Source organism: Agromyces sp. CF514, assembly GCF_900113185.1.
GTDB lineage: Bacteria > Actinomycetota > Actinomycetes > Actinomycetales > Microbacteriaceae > Agromyces.
Map to the genome: position 1 here is coordinate 2,597,969 of NZ_FOZD01000001.1, position 22,630 is coordinate 2,620,598.

Sequence of the window (22,630 nt, forward strand, 5' to 3'; positions counted from 1 at the left end):
GACGCGGGGCCCGGCGATGCCGGACCCCGCGGACGTTCGGGCCGCGTCAGTAGGTGACGACGATGCGCCCGTCGACCTTGCCCGCCTCGAGACGTTCGAAGATCTCGTTGATGTTCTCGATCCGGTCTTCGGTCACGGTGGGGTGGATGAGTCCGCGAGCGTAGAAGTCGAGCGCCTCCTCGAGGTCCTGACGCGTGCCGACGAGCGATCCACGGACCGTGATGCCGCGGAGGACGATGTCGAAGATCGCGGCCGGGAAGTCGCCGGGCGGCAGGCCGACGAAGACGGCGGTCCCGGCCCGGCGGGTCATGCCGATCGCCTGGCCGAAGGCCGACGGGTGCACGGCGGTCACGAGCACGCCGTGCGCACCGCCGCCGGTCGCTTCGACGACCTTCGCGACCGGGTCGCCCTCGGTCACGTTGACGAGCACCTCCGCCCCGAACCTCGCGGCGAGCTCGAGCTTGTCGTTTGCGACGTCGACCGCGACGACTCGCATTCCCATGGCGACGGCGTACTGCACGGCGACGTGGCCGAGACCGCCGATGCCGGAGATGACGACCCACTCGCCGGGGCGGACCTCGGCCTGCTTGAGACCCTTGTACACGGTGACGCCCGCGCAGAGGACCGGGGCGACCTCGACGGGGTCGGCCCCCTGGGGGATGCGCGCGGCGAACTTCTCGTCGACGAGCATGTACTCGCCGAAGGAGCCGTTGATCGTGTACCCGCCGTACTGGGCGTTCGGGCAGAGCGTCTCCATGCCCTTGCGGCAGAACTCGCAGACGCCGCAGGCGCTCCACAGCCACGCATTGCCCACGAGGTCGCCCACGGCGAGCGTGGTGACGCCCTCGCCGACGGCGACGACGCGGCCGACGCCCTCGTGGCCGGGGACGAGGTCGGCCTTCGGCGGAACCGGCCAGTCGCCTCGCGCGGCGTGCAGGTCGGTGTGGCACACACCCGTCGCGAGGTTCTCGACGAGCGCCTGGCCCGGTCCGGGCACAGGCACCTCGAGGCTCTCGACCGAGAGCGGTGCTCCGAGTTGGTGGACGACGGCTGCCTTCATGGTCGTGGCGTCGGACATTGCGATTCCCCCAAGGTGTGTCAGGTGGGTCGTTCGCCCGGATCGGTGGTTCCGGGTACGACTCCATTCTAGGATTGTTGAACAATTTGCACCAGTGCTCAGGGGCGCGACATTCGCGTGCGTCATCGCGACCCCCTCGCACCAGATACCGTTGTGCAGGTGCACTCGACTGTCAACACCGCCGTCGTCGGCCGAATCGGCCATCTGAGCCTCAATCGTCCCGAGTCGATCAATGCGATCGACCTCGAGATGATGCATGCCATGACCGAGACCCTCGACGCCTGGACCGAAGACCCTGCCGTCTCGGCCGTGCTGCTCGACGGCGTGGGCGACTACGGATTCTGCGCCGGCGGCGACTTCCGCGAGATCCTCGAGCGCGCAGCCGAGGGCATGACCATCGGCACGGTCTTCTTCCGCGACGAGTACCGGCTGATCGCGAAGCTCGCGGAGTTCCCCAAGCCGGTCGTCTCGATCATGCACGGCATGACCATGGGCGGCGGAATCTCGCTCGCCGGCCACGTCACGACCCGTGTCGTCACCGACCGCGTCAAGCTCGGACAACCCGAGACGGGATACGGATTCGCGCCCGACGGCGGCGCGACCTGGCGACTCGCCCGCACGCCCGGAGAGATCGGCACGCATGTGGCGCTCAACTCCATCGACCTGACCGCCGCCGACGCGATCGCGCTCGGCTTCGCCGACGTGATGGTGCCGTCGGAGCGCATCGACGAACTCAAGGCCACGCTCCTCGACGCCGACGACGAGGCCGCACCCGACGAGAAGGTGCGCCGATTCGCGGTCGACCCCGGCCCGTCGCCGGTGCTCGCGCGTCGCGACTGGATCGATGCGTGCTACGCCGCAGACACCGTCGAGGCCATCCTCGAGCGCCTCTGGGCGTTCTCGAACGGCGACGAGGTCGCGGGCCTTCGCGCGGCCGACTCCGACGACCCCGAGGCCGCGGCGAACGCCGCGTCCGCAGCCGACACGCTGCTGAGGCTCTCGCCGACCGCCCTCGTCGCGACCCTTCGTTCGGTGCGCGCCGCCCGTGACGGCGAAGACCTGCGCGACGCCCTCGAACGCGAGCTTCGCCTCGCCCGGTGGTTCACGACCCACCCCGACCTGTTCACCGGCGTGCAGGCGCTCGTCGCCCAGAACACCGAGACGCTGCATCAGGACACGTTGCCCGAATGGCGGCCCGCCGACCTCGGCGCCGTCGATCTCACCGACATCGTCGCAGCCATGGAGACACCGCTCCGGCACAGCGTGTTCCCTCGCGGACTCGGGATCCCCGAAGAGGACCCCGAACAGGCCTGACGGATCGTCAGAAGCGGGTCGACCCGTCGCGTTCGCCGCGACGCACCAGCGAGCGCAGCACGAAGAAGACCACGACGGCGACGAGCGCGACGATCACGGCCTTCACCAGGAACCACACCACGCTGAACACGACGTCGACCAGCACCCACGCGATGATGACGGCGGCGATCACGCCGAGTACGGTCCAGACGGTGCGGCTCATGCTCCGAGGCTAGTCGACTTGCCCACCCGCGATCGTGCCGTCGTACAGGCGGCGCAGGCCGAGCGTGCCGCCCCGCTCGAACGCGGCCCGCTGGCGCCCGGCGCCGGTGCCGTCGACCAGCATGCGATCGAGCGCTTCGCCCGCCCGCTCGAGGTCCCCGGTCGCGGCGAGCGAAGCCTCGAGCATGCGGAAGAACCCGGTGAGCGTCTCACCGGCCGACTGCATCCCGGCGGTGATCGGATCGAAGACCGACCCGCGCATGCCGGAGTGGGCCGCGTGCAGTTGGGCGGCCGACAGGAGTTCGGCGGGCATCCGTGCCGAATCCGCTGCTGCCGCGTGCGCGGCATCCGATCGCTCGAGCGCATGCGCGACGAACGCTCGGCACAGCGCTGCGACGAAGAGCGTCGTGTCGGCGTCGAGCTGGGCATCGCCCATGCGCAACTCGACCGTCGGCAGGTGCGCCGAGATCCGGACATCCCACATGATGACCGCGAGATCGACCGTGCCGCCGATGCCGAGCAGCTTCGACGTGCGTCGGTCGTAGTCCGCCGCGTCGACGAAGGCGGGCGGAGCGCCCGACGTCGTCCACCGTCGAAGGAGCACGGTGCGCCAACTGTCGTATCCGGTGTCGTGCCCGCGCCACAACGGCGAGTTCGCCGTGATCGCGGTCAGCAGCGGCAGCCACGGACGGACCGCATTCAGCACGACCACCCCCGATTCGCGATCGGGGATGCCCACGTGCACGTGCAGCCCGCTGAGCTGGTGGTCGGCGATGATGCCGTCCATCTCGCGGACGATCGACCGATAGCGATCGACGTCCGCGACGGACGGGAACGGCGTCGTGTCCGGCGGGGTGCCCGTGCCTCCCACGACGACGCCGAGGTCGGCGGCGATCCGTGCGACGAGGCGACGGAATCCGGCGAGCGCGTGTTCTGCGACGTCGAGTCGGTCGAACACCCGGGACGCGTGCTCGACCTGGGATGCGAGGAACTCCCGATGCGTGACCTCGCGCCACGCGTCGAGCGAGGTCAGGCGCCTGAAGGCCTCGGCTCCGACGTCCGCGGGCCGAAGCGCCTTCGGTTCGAGGAACTGGAACTCCTCTTCGATGCCGAACGTCCTCATCGGGACTCCCTGGTCACCGAGGCGCCCGGTCCGTCCGCCTGATCGATCCGCACCGGTCTGCGCCTCCTGCCCATTGTCACCTCCGGCGCCCCGTTCCGGAAGGGCCGCACGGCCTGCGCCCGGATGGATGCGGGCCGTCGCGCGCGGGTCTACGCTTGCGCTGTGCGCGGCGCTCGTCGCGGGCGCCGCGGCCCGACGATGACGTTCAGGGGGTCGCGAGATGTGTCGATGGCTGGCCTACTCAGGGGAACCGCTCCAACCGTCGATCCTGGTGCTCGACGCGCAGCACTCGCTGGTCGCCCAGTCGCTGGACTCACCGCTCGGCGCCGAGACGGTGAACGGCGACGGGTTCGGCTTCGGGTGGTACCCGAAGGACAAGGCGAAGGGCGGCCTGCCCTCCCTCTTCCACAGCACCGAGCCGGCGTGGAACGACGAGAACCTGCGCGAACTCACCCAGGCGATCGAGAGCCCGCTGTTCTTCAGCCATGTCCGAGCGGCCGGAGGCCCGCCGATCCAGCAGACGAACTGCCATCCGTTCCGCCACGACCGCTGGCTGTTCATGCACAACGGCACGATCGCCCAGTTCGGCCTGCTCAAGCGCGACCTCACGTTCGCGGTCGATCCGTCGCTCTACCCGAGCATCAGAGGGACCACGGACTCGGAGGTGCTCTTCCATCTGGCCCTGACCTTCGGGCTCCGGGACGACCCCGTCGAGGGAATGCGGAAGGCGATCGGATTCGTCGAGGAGACCGGCCATGCCTCCGGCGTGGCCTTCCCGATGCAGGGCACCGTCGCCGTCTCGGACGGGGCGACGCTGTGGGCGTTCCGGTACTCGAGCCAGGGCCGCACCCGCTCGCTGTTCCACTCGGCCGACATCCCGACCCTCCGGGAGATGTATCCCGATGTGGAGCGGCTCTCGACGTTCGGCGATCACGCGCGCGTGGTCGTCTCGGAGCCGCTCAACGACCTGCCCGGAGCGTTCCTCGAGGTACCGGAGTCGACCGCCGTGATCCTCGAAGACACGGGGTATCACCACGAGCCGTTCCTCCCGCACGAGTAACTCCCGGCCGGTCGATCTCCCGACCGATCGGCTTCGCCACGAGCGCGAGCGGGCCGCCGCGCTCGGCGAGCCGCCTCAGCCGCGTCGCGCGGGCTCCCCCACCCCGACCCGCGACACGGCGGCCTCGAGCGAGTCGCCCACCAGGCGCGCCCACGGAGCGGCGACCGCGGGGCGCGACAGCGCGACCATGCGGCGGACCGCCCCGGCGTCCTCAAGCGCGATCGGCGAGCAGCCGTCGGGGAGATCCGTGCCCTCCGGCACGATGGAGACGCCGACGCCGGCTGCGACCAGGCCGCCCACGATCGTGACATCCTGCCCCTCGAAGGCGATCGACGGGCGGCGACCGTACACGGCGAACAGCTCGTCGACCGACCTGCGCAGGCCGTACTCCGGCTTGAGCGCCACGAGGTCGTCGTCGAGCAGTGCGTCCGCCCGGATCGACGCGCGTCCGGCCAGCGGCGACGAGTCGGGCACGATCGCGATCAGGCGCTGGGTGAACAGCAGATGGACGTCGACCCCGGCTGCCGCAGCCTCGTAGTCGGACACGACGGCGATGTCCACGAGCCCGTCCTCGAACATCGCCGCGCACATGCCGCGCGAACCCTGATGCAGTTCGAACCTGATGTCCGGGTGCGATGAGCGCACGTCGCGGATGAGCTCGGGGACGATGCGGGAGCCGAGCGAGGTCTGGAACGCCAGCCTGACCGTCGACGCGGCGCGCTCGGTCTGCGCGTCCCACGCCGCAAGCCCGTCTTCGACGGCACGCAGCGCGATGCGCGCGAACGGCACGAGGGCACGCGTCGCGTCGGTCAGGCGGATGCCGCGCCCGACCTGCGCGGTCACCGGCCCGCCCAGCCGTTCCGACAGGCTCCGCAGCGCGCGACTCGCGGCGGGTTGCGGCATGCCGACCTCTTCGGCGGCCCGAGTGACGTGCTCCTCGTCGGCCAGGGACACCAGGAGCGGCAGCTGCGCGAGCAGCGCTCGAACGCGTCGATCATTCATGCGCAAATGATATCGGAACTGGTGAAATGGTATTGGACAGGCATGAATCTCGATTCGTAAGGTCGTTCCGTGTCGACGCTCATCGCCTCTCCCCCGGTCACGGATCCCCGTGCCGACTCCGGCGCGCGCATGCGGGTCGTCGCCTGGGGCGCCGGCATCGCGACCTTCACCCTGCTCTACGCGCCGCAGGGAGTCCTGACGCAGATCGCCGTCGACTTCGGCCTCGCCTCGTCGAACGCCTCCTGGGTCGTGGCCGCGGCGACGTTCGGCCTCGCCGCGTCGGTGATCCCCTGGGCGCTGCTGTCCGATCGGATCGGCCGCCACCGAGCACTCCAGATCGCACTCCTGCTCGCGGCCGCGCTGGCCGTCGCCGGCCCCCTCCTTCCCGGATTCGCGGGACTCATCGTCGGCAGGGTGCTGCTCGGGGCCGCACTCGGCGGCATCCCGGCGCTGGCCATCACCTACCTGCACGAGGCCGCAGCGCCGCAGCGGTCGGCGGCGCTCGCCGCGGCGTACGTGGCCGCGACCACGACCGGCGGCCTGATCGGGCGCCTCGCGGTCACCCCGCTCGCCGAGGCGTTCGGCTGGCGGATGTCGCTGCTCGTCGTCGGATCCGTCGCCGCGGTGCTGTGCGGCTCGCTGGCGCTCCTGCTCCCCCGCACGCCGATCCGTCGGGAGCCGCTGGCACGCAGCATCCGCCTGCTCGCCCGCCAATCCCGCTCGACCACCGCCTGGCCGCTGTACGCGATCGGCGCCCTCGCGATCGGCGTGCTCGTCGCCGTGTACAACAGCGTCGTCTTCCGGCTCGAGGCTGCGCCGTACGAGCTCGCGCCCGGCGTGGTGTCGCTCGTGTTCCTCTGCTACCTCGGCGGATCGCTCGCCTCGCGCCTGTCGAGCGCCGCCTCCCGCGCGATGGGCCCGCGCTGGACCTTCGCCGTCGCCGGTGCGGCGATCGCGGCCGGCATCGCGGTGACGCTGCTCGGGGCGCTCTGGTTCGTCGTCGCGGGCATCGCCCTGCTCACCATGGGCGTCTCGCTAGCCCACGCCACCGCCAGCGGCACGGTCCCCCGGGTGGCCGGTGAGGGGCGCCAGCACGCCGTCGCGCTCTACTCGGTCGTCTACTACGTCGGCGCCAGCGTGTTCGGCGTGCTCGGCGCTTCGGCATTCGCCATCGGCGGCTGGCCTGCGCTCGCCATCGGGGTGGGTGCCGTGGCCGTGTGCATCACTGCCCTCGGTTCGCTCGCCGCGAGGAACTGACGAACCGATCGTCGACGAGCCGGAGGTCCGTTCGCAGGCGCGCTCCCGCGAACGAACCTCCGGTCCGGTCGGTCGGTCGGCCGGTCGCGATCAGCGGAGTCGAAGCGGCGTCACCGCGGCATCCGGATCTCCTGCGTGCGACGCGGCCTCGAGGACCGCCGTGGCGGCCGCGGGCACGAAGCCCTCGTCGGTCCACCGCTGCAAGGGTCGGAGCGAGCCCTCGGCCACGACCTCGACGGTCTCGCCGGCCGCGAGTTCGACCGGTGCGAAGCCGAGGAGCACCCGACGGGGGAAGTCCTCGGCGTCGACGACTCCGTAGAGCTGCACGACCTGGCGCCCTGAGCGCGAGCCGATGTTGGTCACGCGCACCGTCGTCTCGAACGACTCGCCGGCGATCTGGGGCGGGGTGATCTCCTCGATGGCGAAGGAGGTGTACGACAGCCCGAATCCGAGCGGGAAGGCGGCGGCGCGACCGTCGCGGTCGAGGAGGCGCTGGCCGAACCAGCGGTCGTAGACGATGCTCGCCGCATCGCGGTCGAAGAAGGGCAGGTGCTGCTCGGTCGTCGGGATCGAGTACGGCAGACGCCCCGAGGCATCCGACTCGCCCAGCAGCACGTCGGCGAGGGCGTGCCCGCCCTCGGCACCGCTGTACCAGCCGACCACGAGCGCGGGGACCTCGTGCCGCCACTCCTCGGTGATGACCGCGCCCGCCGTCACCACGACGACGATCGTCCGGGGATTGGCCGCGACGGTCGCGCGGACGACCTCGACGTCGATCGGCCGCAGACGCAGGCTCTCCCGGTCTCCGCCGGCCGCCGTGCCCATGCCGCCGGCGGCGCCAGAGAGGTCGAATGCCGGGGCGCCGTCTGGAAGCGGCGGGAAGAGCGAGAGCAGGGCGGGATCCGCCATCGACTCGGCGCCCAGGTACTCGCCCTCGTCGGCGGCTGTGTAGCCGACGACGACGATCGCGACATCGGCCGAGGCCGCCGCTTCGGCCGCGGCATCCGGATCGTCTTCGAGGACGCTCGTGATGCGCGCGTGCGGCAGCGCGGCGGTGAGCCCCTCGAGCGCGGTCACGACGTGCGGCGAGCGCACGTTGGAGGAGCCCTCGTCGCCCGTGTTCGGCAGGTCGGCGAGGCGGCCGATGACCGCGACCGACTCGAGCGCGTCGGCCTCGAGCGGCAGCACGGGCGTGCCGTCGACGCGCTCGTTCTGGAGCAGCACGATCGACGCACGGGACGCCTCGCGAGCCAGCGCCCGGTGCTCGTCGCTGAACACCGTGTCGAGGCCCGGCTCGGCTTCGAGTTCGCGAGCGTGGAATGCGAGCTGGGTGCGCAGGATCCGGCGCGCGGCGCGATCGACGTGATCCCATGACGCGCGTCCGGCTTCCAGATCCTCGGAGAGGTGCTGCGCGCGCTGCTGGCGGAACGGCTCCTCGACATCGAGGCCCGCAGCGAGCGAGGTCGCGCCGTCGCGGAGCCCGAAGATGAAGTCCGAAACGGTGACGCCCTCGAACCCCCACCGGCTGCGCAGGATGCCCTCCATGAGCTGCTCGTTCTGGCCGGCCCACTCGCCGTTGACCGCGTTGTACGACGTCATGATGCCGTCGACGCCCTCCTCGACCACCCGACGGAAGTGGGGCAGGAACACCTCGTGGAGCGTGGCGTCGTCTGCTCGGACGTCGACCTTGAAGCGCGCGTTCTCCATCGAGTTGAGCGCATAGTGCTTGGCCACGGCCATCGCGTTGCGGTGGATGCCGCGCACGAGCGCCGCACCGAACTCGCCCAGGAGGTAGGGGTCCTCGCCGTAGGTCTCCTGCGCACGGCCCCACGCGGGATGCCGCGGGAGGTTGATGCAGACGCCGCCGAAGAAGTTCGCACCGTGCGCGCGGAGCTCGCGCCCGATCACCACGCCGATGCGCTCCTCGAGGTCGACGTCCCAGGTCGCGCCGCGGGCCATCGCGACGGGGAAGGCCGTCGAGGCCCCGACCACGGCGCCGCGCGGGCCGTCGCTGAACCTCAGGCCCGGGATCCCAAGGCGATCGATGCGACCCATCTCGATCGGGCGCCGGTTGTACCCGTCCTGCATCATCGAACCCATGCCGGGCCAGAAGTCGACGTCGCCGTCGAGCAACCAGAGCTTCTCCTCCGGCGTCAGCTGTGCGAGCAGCGCCTCCGTCTCGGCGGCGAGATCCTCGCCCTCGCGGATTCGTGCGACGGAATCCGCGAAGGTCCGGACCTGTTCTGACGTCATCGACATGTGTCCTCCAAGTGCTTACCTACATCAACGTAGGTAAGCGATGGTACGCACGCCCCCGCGATCCGCGCAAGCCGTCGCATCCGCTGCGCAACCGGCGGCAGGCGACTTGCGTCGGGGGCACGCTGCGCTTAGCATCCCTCCTACCTACATCGACGTAGGTAACCCGTTCGCCGGACTCGACCCGAAGAGACCTCGAACGGGATCCAACGAGCGGTCCGGGCGACGCCCGGCCTTGCCGAGGGCATCCCCGAATGCCAGAAGGAAGACGCGACGACGATGTCCGACACCCCCAGCCCCCTCGTCGAGCCCATGACCGAGGCGACCTTCATCGCCGAGGCCGCCGGCAACGACGACCCGCCCACACCCATCAAGGGCCTGCGTCGCCTGATGGTCTGGGTCGTCCCGGCGAACGTCGGGATCTTCATGATCTGGGGCGCGTTCCTGTTCATCATGCTGCCCCAGCAGATCACGATGATGTTCGGCGAGGAGAACAAGGTCCAGAACCTCGCCATCGCCTCGACCATCGGCGCGATCTCGGCGCTCATCGCGCAGCCCGTCGCCGGCCAGGTGTCGGACCGCACGCGGTCGAAGTTCGGGCGCCGCGCGCCCTGGATCATCATCGGGTCCCTTGCCGGGGCCCTGTGCCTGGTCGGACTCGCGTTCGCGACGTCGTACGTCGGCGTCGTGATCGCCGCCACGCTCGTGCAGATCTGCTACAACTTCGCCCAGGGCCCCCTGTCGGCGGTGCTGCCCGACCGCGTGCCGCTCAAGCGTCGCGGGACGTTCTCCGCGCTGAGCGGGGTCGGCCTCATGGTGGGCGCGCTCGGCGGCCAGATCCTGGGCTCGATGTTCTTCAACGACATCGCGGCGGGCTACGTCCTCCTCGCGGTCGTCTCGGTCGCCATCCTGACCTCGTTCGTGATCTTCAATCCGGACTACTCGAGCAGGGACATGCAGCCCGAGCCGTTCAAGTTCGTCGACTTCCTCAAGACCTTCTGGGTCAACCCGATCAAGCACCCCGACTTCTTCTGGGCGTTCACCGGCCGACTGCTGCTCTACACCGGCTACTTCGCCGTCACCGGCTACCAGCTGTTCCTGCTCACGGACTACTTCCACATCGAGCACCCGGAGCAGGTCATCCCGATCCTCGGCATCCTGAGCCTCGTCGGCATCATTATCTCGACGGTCGTCTCGGGTCCGCTGTCGGACCGGTTCGGGCGCCGCAAGCCCTTCGTCTTCGCGTCCGCCGCGGTCGTGAGCCTCGGATTCCTGCTCCCGTGGATCTGGCCCGACATCACCTCGTGGTTCATCATGACCTTCATCGCCGGCTTCGGCTTCGGCATGTTCCAGGCCGTCGACACGGCACTCATGAGCGAGGTGCTGCCGTCGGCGAAGTCGTTCGCGAAGGACCTCGGCGTCGTGAACATCGCCGCGACCCTCCCGCAGGCGCTCGCACCCGGTCTCGCCGGCGTGATCGTGCTGACGTTCGGCTACGCGGGGTTGTTCCCCATCGCGATCGTCCTCGGCATCCTCGGCGCGTTCGCCGTGTGGCCGATCAAGGCGACCCGCTGAATCCGGCGCGGCATCCGTTCCACCGCGTGCGGATGCCGCGCCGCCCGGCGCCGAAGCGGGCACGGGAATGGCCCGGGATGGGATGCTGAAGGGGTGACCGAGATCGCGCGAAGAAGAATGCTCCCGGCCGAGCGGCGAGCGCAGCTCGTCGAGGAGGCGAGCCGGCTCATCTCCGAGGTCGGCTTCCGCCGATTCACGATCACGGACCTGGCCCGTGCATGCGGGATCACGAGGGCCGGCGTGCTCCACCACTTCGCATCCGCGGAGGAGATCCTCCTCGCGGTGCTCGCCGCCCGCGACGAGAACGACGCACAGGCCGTGCTCCAGAGCTCCGGGATGCCTGCACGCGATGTCCGCGCGATGCTCGACACGCTCGTCCGGCGCAACTTCGCCCAGCCCGAGATCATCCGGCTGTACACCGTGCTCTCGGCGGAAGCGCTCGATCCGGAGCACCCTGCGCACGACTACTTCATCGAGCGCTGGGTGCGCACGATCGGGTACCTCACGGACTTCCTGGAGGGGTTCGAGCGACCGGCCCGCGAGGTCGCGATCGAGATCCATTCGTTCATGGACGGCCTGCAGGAGAACTGGCTGCGCGATCCCTCGATCGACTTCCTCGAACAGTGGGCGGCCTTCGCCGACGACCTCTTCACCCGCCGACGCGCCACGGACGGCGATCGCGCCGAGAACGGCGGTGCGGTCGTGAACGGCGGCGCGACGACGGTCGCATTCCACCGCATGCCCTGACTGGATCGTCGGTCCACGAGCTCGGCTTACCTACGCTAATGTAGGTAACGCAATGAGGCAGCCGTGGAGAGGACGACGACGGACATGAGCGGTATCGACCCGACCGAGGTGGACTACGGGCCCGACACCTCCTCGATCAACCCGGTGCTGCCGAGCTTCGAGTACGTCCCGGATCCCGAGCCCCGCGTGTTCGGCGATCGGGTCTACCTCTACGGCTCCCATGACCTCGTCGGCACGGGCAGCATGTGCGAAGGCGACTACGTCACCTGGTCGGCATCCGTCGACGACCCGTCGACCTGGCGGTACGAGGGAATCATCTACCGCCGCGACCAGGACCCGTTCCTCGCGGCCGCACTCGCGGCGGGCACCGTCGACCCGCTCATGCACTCCCTCTTCGCCCCCGACGTCATCGAGGTCAAGGGCCGCTACTACCTGTACTACGGCGTCGGACTCTCGTCCGCAGGCATCGGCGTGGCGGTCGCGGACTCCCCCGTCGGGCCCTTCGAATACCTCGGGCGCGTGCGCTACCCGGACAGCGAGAAGCCCGATGGCTGGATCGACGACCACGACGGAATCGACGACGGCGACATGGCGTTCGGGGGCGGGATCGCGGTCATCGAACGCCCGAACGGCAGGGGCCTGCGGATCCGCCCGCGCAAGGCCAAGCACTTCATGTACGACCCGTCCGTGATCCACGATCAGGGACGGCTCTTCCTCTACTTCGGCCTCGCCTCCTGCCGCGTCGTCGAACTCGACGTGCGCGACATGCGGACGGTGCTCGCGGATCCCGAGACCGGCCGATACGCGTCCAACGTCCTGGTGCCGAGCATGATGGTGCCGTCCACCTGGCCGGGGCTCATCAGGACCCGCGGCATGGCCATGGCCAACGGCCCGAGCATCCGCCGGATCAACGGCCGCTACGTGCTCGTGTACTACGCGGTCGGTCCGGGCTCGACGAACGCGATGTGCTACGCGACGGCGACGGATCCGCGCGGGCCGTTCGAGTATCAGGGCATCCTCGTCTCGCTCGGCAACGTGCGCCACGGCGGCCAGAAGCGCCCGACCGACAAGGTCGGGAACACGCACGGCGGCCTCGTGCAGCTCGGCGACACGTGGTACCTCATGTACCACCGCCAGACCGGTCGACTCCCGGGCAGCCGTCAGGCGACCGCGGTCGCACTCGAGCGAACCCCGACCGGATTCGGGCATGCGGAGTACACGAGTCTCGGCTTCACGAAGGACGCGCTTCCGGCGTTCCGCGTCTGGCCGGCGGCGATGGCCTGCGTGCTCACCGACCGCAGGGGACGGCGGCCGGCGAAGCGGTCCGCAGCGCCGCGCATCGAACAGGTCCGGTACGCCGAAGGCGCGATCGACGATCATTCGAGGCATCCCGTGACCCAGGTCGTGACGAACCTCACGCCCGGGGCGGTCATCGGCGTCAAGTACCTGGACTTCGGCTCGGGGCGGGCAGCGCCCGCCACGGTCGCGGTCGGCATGCGCGCCACCGCGGGCGGTCGAATCGAGGTGCGTCTCGACGCGCCCGACGGCGAGCGCATCGCCGAGATCCCCCTGGGCGTCTCGTCGCGCGACGAGGCGGCGACGTTCTCGGCCACGACCGCCCCGGTGTCCGGCAGGCACGCGATCTACTTCGTGGTCGACGGCGGCGTGCCGACGGCCGAGTTCATCGAGTTCGCCTTCAGCCCGTAGACACCGGCGCCGCCGCCTCCGATGCCCGTTAGATGACTTTGGTCTCTGGATGTCTCGGTGGATTCTGCTCGCGAACTGCGGCTCGTCGCCGATCCCACACGAGCGCATATCCTGCGCAGCATCCTCCGAGCGTTCGGAGGAGATCGGATCGAGGTCCGTTCCGCCGGGTCCGAGCCGAAAGAACAGATCAACCCCGTCGCCGTCGTCGCCATGGCCGAGGCGGGAATCGACATCACCGGCAGCACGCCGAAGATCCTCACGGTCGATGCGGTGAGGGGATCCGACGTGGTGATCACGATGGGCTGCCGCGAACGGCCGTCGCATCGGGTCAGTGCGACTCGCGGCTGACCCTCGAACCGCTCCCGCCGACCAGGAAGTCGAGGTCGGCGCCCGTGTCGGCGCCCTGCACGTGGTCGACGTAGAGGCGTTCCCAGCCCCGGGGTTTCGCGAAGCCCTCGAGCGTCGCCCGATTGGGCGTGCGCGCGGCGAGGTCGGCGGCGGCGACCTCGAGGTCGAGCCTGCGGGCGCGCACATCGAGCGTGATCCAGTCGCCCGTCTGCACCAGGGCGAGCGGGCCCCCCACCGCGGCCTCGGGCGTCACGTGCAGCACGACCGTGCCGTACGCGGTGCCCGACATGCGGCCGTCGCAGATGCGCACCATGTCGCGCACACCCTGTTCGAGGAGCTTCTTCGGCAGCGGCAGGTTCGCGACCTCGGGCATGCCCGGGTAGCCCTTGGGGCCGCATCCGCGAAGCACCATGACGCTGTCGGCGTCGATCTCGAGCGTCGGATCGTCGATGCGGGCGTGGAAGTCCTCGATCGAGTCGAACACGACGGCCCGGCCGCGATGCTTCAGCAGGTGGGGCGACGCCGCCGACGGCTTGATGATCGCCCCGCCGGGCGCGAGCGATCCACGCAGCACGCTGATGCCGGCCGCCGATTGCAGGGGGGCGTCGCGCGGCGTGATGACGTCGGCATCCCAGATGCGCGCCTCGTCGAGGTACGACACCAACGGCCGCCCGGTGACGGTGAGCGCGTCGGGATCGAGCAGGTCGCGGACCTCGCGGAGCACCGCGAGGAACCCGCCTGCGCGGTGCAGGTCGTCCATCAGGTACGCACCGGCGGGCCGGAGGTTGACGAGCAGCGGCACCTCGGCACCGATGCGATCGAAGTCGTCGAGCTCCAGGTCGATGCCGAGCCGACCGGCGATCGCCAGCAGATGCACGACGGCGTTGGTCGACCCGCCGATCGCGGCGAGCGCGACGATCGCGTTGTGGAAGCTCGCCTTCGTCAGGAACGTCGACGGCCGTCGGTCATCGGCGACCAACTGCACGGCGAGCCGACCGGTCTCGTGCGACGCCTCGAGCAGTCGGGCGTCGGGAGCGGGTGTTCCGGCCAAGCCCGGGACGATCGTGCCGAGCGCCTCCGCGACGAGCGCCATCGTCGAGGCGGTGCCCATGGTGTTGCAGTGCCCCTTCGACCGGATGGTCGCAGACTCCGACTTCAGGAAGTCGTCCTGGCTGAGGGTTCCGGCCCGCACCTCTTCGCTGAGCCGCCACACGTCCGTGCCGCAGCCGAGCGCCTCGCCGCGGAAGTGGCCGGTGAGCATCGGCCCGCCCGGCACCACCACGGCAGGCAGGTCGACGGATGCCGCGGCCATGAGCAGTGACGGGATCGTCTTGTCGCATCCGCCGAGCAGCACCACGCCGTCGATGGGGTTCGCGCGGAGCATCTCCTCGGTGGCCATCGCGGCCATGTTGCGCCAGAGCATCGCCGTCGGGCGCACCTGGGTCTCACCGAGGGAGACCACGGGCAGCTCGAGCGGGATCCCGCCCGCCTCGTAGATGCCGTTCTTCACGGACTGCGCGACCTCGTCGAGGTGGGCGTTGCAGGGCGTCAGGTCGGACGCGGTGTTCGCGATCGCGATCTGCGGGCGACCATGGAAGGCGCTCTCGGGCGCGCCGCGACGCATCCACGCCCGGTGGATGTACGCGTTGCGATCATCGCCCGCATACCATTCCGAGCTCCTGAGGCCGTTCGTCATGCTGCACCCCTCGCAACCTCGAGACGAGTACTTGGAACCGTGCTAAGCATATGTTCCGGAGGCATCGATATCGGATGACGCATCGAGATCCCCTCGATCCCCCAGTCTCGTCGCCGTCGACCGAGAGAACGAGGATGTCGTGACCGAAATCGCCGCCGTGCAGGTCGCCACGACCGACGCGTACGTGCTCGCGGAGGGGCCCTGCTGGGATGACCGGCGCGGGCGACTGCTCTGGGTCGACATCGAATCCGGCCTGGTGCTCTGCGGCGAACTGGCCGACGACGGCACCCTCGGGGTCGTCCACCGGGTCGAGTTCGACGGCAGGGTCGGCGCGGTCGCTCCTGCGGAGAACGGCGACTGGATCGTCGCGCTCGACGGCCGGCTCGTGCGACGGCGTCCGACCGGGGAGGTCGCGGTCGGCGTCGAAGTGGTCGCCGCAGGCAGCGGCCGCCGGCTCAACGACGGCAGGCCCGATCCCGCCGGTCGCTACGTGGTCGGCTCCTTGCGCATGGACGGCGCATCGGAGTCGGAGGTGCTGGTCGTCGTCGACGACCGTGGCATCCGCACGCTCGATGCCGACCTCAGCCTCTCGAACGGCTTGGCATGGTCGACCGATGGCGGCACCCTGTACAGCATCGACACCGGCCGGCGCACGGTGTTCAGACGGTCGTGGGATGTCGCGACCGGCGCATCCGGAACGCGCGAGGTGCACGTGACCCTCACCCACGGCCACCCCGACGGCATGACGATCGATGCCGAAGATCACCTCTGGATCGCCGTGTGGGGACTCGGCCAGGTGCACCGGTACTCCCCCGCCGGCGACCTCGTGCGCGTGATCGACGTGCCTGCGCCGTTCACCTCGAGCGTCGCCTTCGCCGGCGCCGACCTCGCGACGCTCGTCATCACGACCTCGTACCGCGACCTCGACGACGTCGGCCGAACCAGGTACCCGGACTCAGGCCGGCTCTTCACCGTCCGTCCCGGCGTCGCCGGTGCTCCTCAGCCGCTCTGGTCCGGTCGATTGCCACCGGCCCGGGAAGGGACCTCATGAGCCGCCCGCCACGACCGCACCCGCGCGCACCGCGATGAAGGCCTTCGTCATCCGCGGGCCGCATGATGCGGGCGTCGAAGACGTTCCGCCGCCCGTCGCGGCCCCTGGCGAGGTCGTCGTCGACGTCGCCCGTGCTGGAGTGTGCGGCACCGACGTCGAGTTCTTCACCGGCGAGATGCAGTACCTCCACGAGGGCCACGCCGGATTTCCCATGCGCATCGGACACGAGTGGTCCGGCACCGTGTCGGCACTCGGCGACGGCGTCGAGCGCGGCTGGCTCGGGCGAAGAGTCACCGGCGACACCATGCTCGGCTGCGGCGTCTGCCCCCGCTGCCGAGACGGCCGGCAGCACGTCTGCGAGTTCCGGGCGGAGGTCGGCATCCGAGGGGGCCGACACGGCGCGCTCGCCGAGCGGGTCGCCATCCCGGCGCGCGCGCTCCACGCCCTCCCCGACGACGTCGACGACGCGATGGGCGCCATGATCGAGCCGGGCGGCAACGCGCTCCGCTCGGTGCGAGGCGCAGCGCTCCGACCCGGTGATCGGGCGCTCGTGCTCGGCGCCGGAACGATCGGCCTGCTCACCGCGATGTTCGCCAGGGCCGGCGGTGCCGAGGTGCACCTCGTGGGCCGCAGCACTCGCTCGCTCGACTTCGCCCGCGCGCTGGGATTCGAGCACGTCGGTCAGGCCGACGAGTTGCCCGACCTGCCGTGGGATGCCGTGATCGACGCCTCGAACGACCCGGCGCTGCCGGCCAAGGCGGTCGACCTCGTCGAGCCCGGCAGGCGCGTCGTCTTCATCGGGCTCGCTGGCAGCCCGAGCCTCGTCGACACCCGGACCATCGCCATCAAGGACGTCACCGCCGTCGGCATCCTCAGCGCCTCGGGGGGGCTCGAGGGCGCGATCGAGGCGTACGCCTCAGGAGCCGTCGATCCTCGCCCGCTCATCGCCGCGACCGTCGAACTCGAGGACCTCGCACCCCTGCTCGCAGGCGAGCGCCCTGCGGGGGCCGGCGCCGGCCCGAAGTTCCAGGCCGTCATCTGACACGGATGCCGCGGCCCTCGGCCGCACGCATTCGGGCCGCGGCATTCCGGCCGGCGGTGCGCTGTGCGCCACCTTCGGCCTGACCGGTGCGAGGCCCGACGCGCGCCCAGGGCCACCTGAGGCCCGAATCCTCGACGACGACCCGACCGCAGGACCGCACATCGTCGGGTCAGCTCGCGCGTCGACGTCGCTCGAGGAACAGGGCGGCCACGCCCGCCAGGACCGCGAGCGCGCCGAGGAGTGCAGGCACCGCCGAGACGGTTCCGCCGGTGACCGCGAGCGGCGGTTGCGTCGGACTCGGGGTCGGCGCGGGCTCGGGCGTGGGTGTCGGAGTGGGCGTCGGCGTGACCGCCGCCGGCGCGACCCGCACGTTCACGGTGGTCACGCTGCTTCTGCCGCCGTCCTTGTCCTCTACGGTGAACGCGGCAGCGAACGTGCCCTCCGTGGAGTAGGTGTGGGTCACCGGCGGGTCGGCCGGTCCGGTGACCGTCTCCACGGGCGATCCGTCGCCCCAGTCGATCGTGTACGTGAACATGGCCGCCAGGTCGGCCGATGAAGGGTCGTCGGCACCGACCTTGGTCGTGAACGGCGTGCCCGCGATCGCGTCGAGGGAGCCCGTGTTGACGGCCGTCGGGGCGGTGTTGGTCACGTCGAGCGTGGTGGCCGCGGTGGCGCTCACCCCGTCGACGGTGACGCGCAGGCTCAGCGGGACGGTGGTCGGACCGTCGTCGATGCCGAGTTCCTCCAGCTGCGCCCAGGCCAGCGTCGGCGATGTCCCCGTGGCATCCGAGAAGTCGCCGTCGCCGTTAACGTCCCAGGCGTAGGCCGCACCCGGCGTCGAGCCGCTGCCGTCGAGGGAGAGGCCTGCACCCTCGGCGACCGCGTACGGCCCGCCCGCGTCGACGACCGGGAGCACCTCGAGCGTCGTGGATCCACTGCTTCCGCCGAGGGCGGCAGTGCCGCCGTACGCCGCGGTGAGCGCGTGCGAGCCGATGGCGAGCGTCGAAGTGGTGAGCGTCGCGGTCCCGTCGGCGGCGACCGCGACCGGGCCGCCGAGCGGCGTCGCACCGTCGCTGAACTGCACGGTCCCGGCCGAAGCCGGAGCGCCGCCGGCGACGACGGTGGCGGTCAAGGTCACGCTGTCGCCGACCGTGGACGGATCTGGAGCCGCCGTGAGCGTCGTGGCAGTGGCGAGCGTGCCCACCGTCTGCGTGAGCGATCCCGAGCTCGCGCCGAACGCGGGCGAGCCTCCATACTCTGCGGAGATGGGGTGCACGCCCGCGGCGAGCGCGGAGGTGGTCAAGGTCGCGGTCCCGTCGGCGGCGACCGCGACCGGGCCGCCGAGCGGCGTCGCACCGTCGCTGAACTGCACGGTCCCGGCGGTCACGGGAGCACCCCCTGCCGTGACCGCGGCGGTGAACGTCACGCCGGTGCCGACCGTGGACGGGTTCGCGCTGGAGGTGACCGCGGTGGTGGTCGCGACCTGCGTCTCGATCGTGAGGCACCAACCGCCTGAGACCGACCCGGCATCACCCGTCGCGTCGTCGACGACCCAGAGGCTCCACGTTCCATTGCTGCTCCCGCCTGCGAAGACCGAGAGCGCGGTCGCACCGCTCGCCGCGGGCGCCGGTGCCGGGAAGGAATCACCGGGTTCGACATCGGTCGGCCTGTAGGAGCCTGTGGCCGGAGCGCTGCCCACGAGGCTCGCTGCAGCGTCGTCGAAGGTGAGATCGACCGAGGAGATCGGAGTCGTGCCCCCGGTGTCGCTCATCAGCACGGCGTTCGTGGTCGGGACCGGTCCGGACAGCAGGATGTCGAGATCGACGGGCGACGTGTGGGACACCCCCTTGAGCGCGACCGTGACCTTCGTCACCGCACTCGTGAGTCCCGTCACGGAGACGTTCGAGGGATACGGCGACGCGGTGCCGACCATGGGAACGGTGATGACGCCCGTGTTGCAGTACGTGTTGCCGGTCACGACCGTGACGTTGTCGACGCGCTGCGCGAGTGCGCCGTTGCTGGTCAGGAAGCCCGTCGCCCCGCTGTAGACGGCACGGATCTGGTGCGTGCCCTCCGCAAGCGCCGAAGTGGTGAGACTCGCCTGTCCTGAACCGTTCAGCACAACGGGCGCTCCGAGATTCGTCACTCCATCGGAGAACTGCACCGAGCCCGCGGTGACGGGCCCGCCCGCTGCTGCGACCGTCGCGGTGAACGTGACCGGGGCGCCGGTCTGGCTGGGCGTGGCCGAGGTCGTGATCACCGTTGTCGTCGCGACATCCGCCGCCGTGGTCGTGAGCGTGAGGCTCCAGCCGCCCGAGATCGACCCGATGTCTCCGGTCGCATCGTCGACGACAAAGAGCCTCCACGAGCCGTTGGGGGCGATACCCGAGAACGCGCCCGCGAACGTCGTCTGGGTCGACGGCGCCGGAGCCGGTGCGGGGAAGGCGTCCGCCGCGCCGCCCGGATCGACGTCCGTCGGCTTGTACGTGCCTGAGGGCACGTTGACCTGGGGCGGCACGTTCGATGCCGCGCCGTCGCTGAACGTGAAGTCGGCGTTCGACGCCGTGGCCAGCTGGTTCGGGTCGCCGATGTCGGAGAGCACGATCAGGTTGTCGCCCGTCGGGGCGACCAGGAGCGCATCGACGTCGTTGAGCGCGCCATGCGTCAGCCCGGTGAGCGTGACGGTCACCGCAGAGACCGCTCCGGACATCCCCGAGACGGTGATGTCAGAGGGATACGGGCTCGCCGGACCGATCTGATTCGCGGAACCGGTCGCGGGCACAGCGATGGATGCGGTGCTGGTGAACGTCGTCGGGCCGTCGGCTGATGCTGCCAGCGGCGCTGCCACGAGGGCGAGCGCCGCGCCGACGGCGAGCGCTGTGAGGGCCGACAGCGTCCGGCGAGCGGTGCGGGGGCGAGTGCGGGGGCGGGACACTGGACCTCCAGGTCGGTGGTCGTACACCCGTCGGCCGACGTGCCGACCGCGGCGATGCGGGTACTGTCACCCGAAGAATATGCCCGCCCAGCCCGCGGATGCGAGATTGTCTCGAGATTCCTGCCCGTGCATCAAGCGCTTTCGCGCCACGGGGGTGCCCACGCCCTGCAAGTACTCACCGCCGTCCGCGTGATCGACGAGCCGACCGCCTGAACTCGCTGATCGCAAACCTCGTTGCTGCTTGCACGAGTTGCGATCCACGTCCGCGGAGTCATCCGGGTCTATGCTCCGGCCATGAAGAAGAACTGGCTCGTGATCGTCCTCCTCGCGGTGTCCCAGTTCGTGATGGTCCTCGACAGCACCGTGATGAACGTGTCGATCACGCAGGTGGCCTCCGACCTCGACACGACGATCACGGGCATGCAGGCCGCGATCACCTTCTACACGCTGACGATGGCTGCGTTCATGCTGACCGGCGGCAAGCTCGGCGACAAGTGGGGTCGATCGCGCGCCCTCAAGATCGGCGCCGTGATCTACGGGCTCGGATCGCTCATCACGGCGATCAGCCCCAACCTGACGGTGCTGCTGTTCGGGTGGTCGCTCGTGGAAGGGCTCGGCGCCGTCCTCGTGATCCCTGCGATCGCCGCTCTGGCCGCCATCAACTACACGGGCAAGGCCCGCGTCGCCGCCTTCTCGATCCTCGGAGCCGCCACGGGTCTCGCCGCTGCGGCCGGACCGCTCATCGGCGGTCTCGTCACGACGTACTCCTCGTGGAGGTACGTCTTCGTCGCGGAGACCATCGTCATGATCGTGGTCCTGGTCTTCTCGGGTCGCATCAAGGACGTCGCGGCGAACCCGAACGTGAAGATCGACATCCTGAGCGTGGTGCTCTCGGCCGGAGGCATGGCGATGCTCGTGTTCGGCGTGCTGCAGTCCAAGACGTGGGGCTGGTTCGTGCCGCTCAATCCGCCCCAGATCAACGGGGTCGAGTTCGCGCCGCTCGGCATCTCCCCCGTCACGTACCTGATCATCCTCGGCATCGTGGTGCTGTGGTGGTTCGTCCAGCGCCAGCGCTCGCTCATCGCAGCGGGACGGATGCCGCTGCTCAAGGTGAGCCTCTTCCGCATCGGTGCGCTGCGAAGCGGCCTCTCGGGGTTCCTCGTGCAGTATTTCGCGATCGCCGCCCTCTTCTTCGTGATTCCGGTCTACCTGCAGACGATGCTCGGCCAGAACGCGCTGGAGACGGGGCTGAAGATCCTGCCGCTCTCGGCCGGGCTCGTCGTCTTCTCGGCCTTGGGCTCGTGGGCGACGTCGCGCCGGTCCGCCAAGCGGATCGCCCAGATCGGCCAGATCACCATGGCCGTGGGACTGTTGTTCGTGCTCGTGGCGATCCAGCCCGAACTCCAGGGCTGGCCGTTCGCGATCGGGATGTTCATCATCGGCGGCGGCTTCGGCCTGCTCGCCTCGCAGCTCGGCAACGTGAACATGTCGGCCGTCGACAAGGACGACACCTCCGAGGTGGGCGGACTGCAGGGCACCTTCCAGAACCTCGGCTCGTCGTTCGGCACGGCGATCGTCGGATCGATGTTCATCCTCCTCCTCGCCTCGGGCTTCACGACGGCGGTCCAGAACAACGCCACGATCACCCCCGAAGAGCGCCAGGCGGTGAGCGCCTACATCGAAGGCGGAGTGCCGATCATCTCGCAGCAGCAGGCCGAAGATCTCATCGTCGCTGCCGGAGGCTCCGAGGAATCCGCGGCGGCAGTCGCCCAGGAATACGCCGACTCGCAGATCGTCGCGCTCAAGCAGGCGCTCTTCATCGTCCTCGCCCTGCTCGTGCTCTCGCTGCTGTTGTCGCGACATCTCCCCGCCGAGATCGTCGCGAACGAGGAGGAGCCGGTCGACGAAGCGGTGACGACCTAGTCGTCCTGGCTCAGGTGGCTGCATCCGGCCGATTCCCGCGAAAATGATCCGCGCTACGGGCAATGCAGGCGATGGCGCCGATCGAACCTTCAGTCGTCCAATTCGATCTCGGGATCGCTCTGAACAGTGACCGGTCAACCGTCGCTGCGCACCCGCGCTCGCTGCACGATCGGGTCGGGCACGGGTGCCGCCGCGATCAGGCGACGGGTGTACTCGTCCCTCGGTTCCGTGAGCACGGCACGGGAGTCGCCGATCTCGACCAGGCGGCCATGGCGCATGACCGCGACCCGGCCGCACAGCATCGTCGCGGCCGCC

At 70.1% G+C, this 22,630-nt stretch carries 17 protein-coding genes and 1 pseudogene; 10 read left to right on the forward strand and 8 right to left on the reverse strand.

What is annotated here, in order from left to right; all coding sequences use genetic code 11:
• Nucleotides 1-46 precede the first annotated feature (46 nt).
• Nucleotides 47-1,078 (reverse strand): alcohol dehydrogenase AdhP, encoded by a 1,032-nt coding sequence (gene adhP / locus BM342_RS11645; RefSeq protein WP_092965869.1) that lies wholly within the window; start codon nt 1,076-1,078, stop codon nt 47-49.
• 159 nt (nt 1,079-1,237) lie between these two features.
• Between adhP and BM342_RS11650 the strand changes: the two genes are divergently transcribed.
• A complete protein-coding gene (locus tag BM342_RS11650) occupies nt 1,238-2,392 on the forward strand; it encodes an enoyl-CoA hydratase/isomerase family protein (protein ID WP_177232142.1) in 1,155 nt (384 codons plus the stop codon).
• 7 nt (nt 2,393-2,399) lie between these two features.
• On the opposite strand, the gene BM342_RS11655 is transcribed toward BM342_RS11650, so the two are convergent.
• Nucleotides 2,400-2,594, reverse strand: a complete 195-nt coding sequence (locus BM342_RS11655; protein ID WP_092965873.1) for a hypothetical protein — start codon at nt 2,592-2,594, stop codon at nt 2,400-2,402.
• A gap of 9 nt (nt 2,595-2,603) precedes the next feature.
• Nucleotides 2,604-3,716, reverse strand: coding sequence for a carboxylate-amine ligase (locus tag BM342_RS11660; RefSeq protein ID WP_092965876.1), 1,113 nt, complete (start codon nt 3,714-3,716; stop codon nt 2,604-2,606).
• 220 nt (nt 3,717-3,936) lie between these two features.
• On the opposite strand from BM342_RS11660, the gene BM342_RS11665 reads away from it, so the two are divergent.
• The gene (locus tag BM342_RS11665; RefSeq protein WP_092965878.1) at nt 3,937-4,776 is read left to right on the forward strand and encodes a class II glutamine amidotransferase; all 840 of its coding nucleotides are present in this window, start codon (nt 3,937-3,939) and stop codon (nt 4,774-4,776) included.
• 75 nt (nt 4,777-4,851) lie between these two features.
• Here the strand turns inward: BM342_RS11665 and BM342_RS11670 are convergent, their stop codons facing one another.
• Nucleotides 4,852-5,778, reverse strand: a complete 927-nt coding sequence (locus BM342_RS11670; protein WP_092965880.1) for a LysR family transcriptional regulator — start codon at nt 5,776-5,778, stop codon at nt 4,852-4,854.
• Between the two features lie 69 nt (nt 5,779-5,847).
• On the opposite strand from BM342_RS11670, the gene BM342_RS11675 reads away from it, so the two are divergent.
• Complete coding sequence (locus BM342_RS11675; protein ID WP_092965882.1) at nt 5,848-7,035, forward strand: MFS transporter; 1,188 nt, start codon at nt 5,848-5,850, stop codon at nt 7,033-7,035.
• A 90-nt stretch (nt 7,036-7,125) separates the two neighbouring features.
• Here the strand turns inward: BM342_RS11675 and BM342_RS11680 are convergent, their stop codons facing one another.
• A complete protein-coding gene (locus BM342_RS11680; protein WP_255368708.1) occupies nt 7,126-9,288 on the reverse strand; it encodes a glycoside hydrolase family 3 protein in 2,163 nt (720 codons plus the stop codon).
• 282 nt (nt 9,289-9,570) lie between these two features.
• Between BM342_RS11680 and BM342_RS11685 the strand changes: the two genes are divergently transcribed.
• The 4 genes and pseudogenes from BM342_RS11685 to BM342_RS11700 all read left to right on the forward strand — a co-directional run.
• Nucleotides 9,571-10,866, forward strand: a complete 1,296-nt coding sequence (locus tag BM342_RS11685; RefSeq protein ID WP_092965886.1) for an MFS transporter — start codon at nt 9,571-9,573, stop codon at nt 10,864-10,866.
• A 93-nt stretch (nt 10,867-10,959) separates the two neighbouring features.
• Nucleotides 10,960-11,613, forward strand: a complete 654-nt coding sequence (locus tag BM342_RS11690; protein WP_143109846.1) for a TetR/AcrR family transcriptional regulator — start codon at nt 10,960-10,962, stop codon at nt 11,611-11,613.
• Between the two features lie 84 nt (nt 11,614-11,697).
• The gene (locus BM342_RS11695) at nt 11,698-13,320 is read left to right on the forward strand and encodes a family 43 glycosylhydrolase (RefSeq protein ID WP_143109847.1); all 1,623 of its coding nucleotides are present in this window, start codon (nt 11,698-11,700) and stop codon (nt 13,318-13,320) included.
• Between the two features lie 120 nt (nt 13,321-13,440).
• A pseudogene (locus BM342_RS11700) lies at nt 13,441-13,626 on the forward strand (heat-shock protein HtpX); the annotation flags it as partial.
• A 22-nt stretch (nt 13,627-13,648) separates the two neighbouring features.
• Here BM342_RS11700 and BM342_RS11705 read toward each other — a convergent pair.
• A complete protein-coding gene (locus BM342_RS11705; protein ID WP_092965894.1) occupies nt 13,649-15,364 on the reverse strand; it encodes an IlvD/Edd family dehydratase in 1,716 nt (571 codons plus the stop codon).
• 139 nt (nt 15,365-15,503) lie between these two features.
• On the opposite strand from BM342_RS11705, the gene BM342_RS11710 reads away from it, so the two are divergent.
• Nucleotides 15,504-16,415: an SMP-30/gluconolactonase/LRE family protein gene (locus tag BM342_RS11710; RefSeq protein ID WP_092965896.1), complete on the forward strand. Its 912-nt coding sequence runs from the start codon at nt 15,504-15,506 to the stop codon at nt 16,413-16,415.
• A 34-nt stretch (nt 16,416-16,449) separates the two neighbouring features.
• On the forward strand, nt 16,450-17,457 hold the full coding sequence (locus BM342_RS11715) for a zinc-dependent alcohol dehydrogenase (protein WP_092965898.1): 1,008 nt from the start codon (nt 16,450-16,452) through the stop codon (nt 17,455-17,457).
• A gap of 169 nt (nt 17,458-17,626) precedes the next feature.
• Here BM342_RS11715 and BM342_RS11720 read toward each other — a convergent pair whose 3' ends face one another.
• Nucleotides 17,627-20,167 (reverse strand): Ig-like domain repeat protein, encoded by a 2,541-nt coding sequence (locus BM342_RS11720; RefSeq protein ID WP_143109848.1) that lies wholly within the window; start codon nt 20,165-20,167, stop codon nt 17,627-17,629.
• Between the two features lie 519 nt (nt 20,168-20,686).
• Here BM342_RS11720 and BM342_RS11725 point away from each other — a divergent pair.
• Entirely contained in the window at nt 20,687-22,315 is a 1,629-nt protein-coding gene (locus tag BM342_RS11725; RefSeq protein ID WP_092965902.1) for an MFS transporter, read from the forward strand.
• Nucleotides 22,316-22,449: 134 nt separating this feature from the next.
• Here the strand turns inward: BM342_RS11725 and BM342_RS19900 are convergent, their stop codons facing one another.
• Nucleotides 22,450-22,593 carry a hypothetical protein gene (locus tag BM342_RS19900; protein ID WP_177232143.1) on the reverse strand — a complete coding sequence of 48 codons (144 nt, stop codon included), beginning with the start codon at nt 22,591-22,593 and terminating at the stop codon, nt 22,450-22,452.
• Nucleotides 22,594-22,630 lie beyond the last annotated feature (37 nt).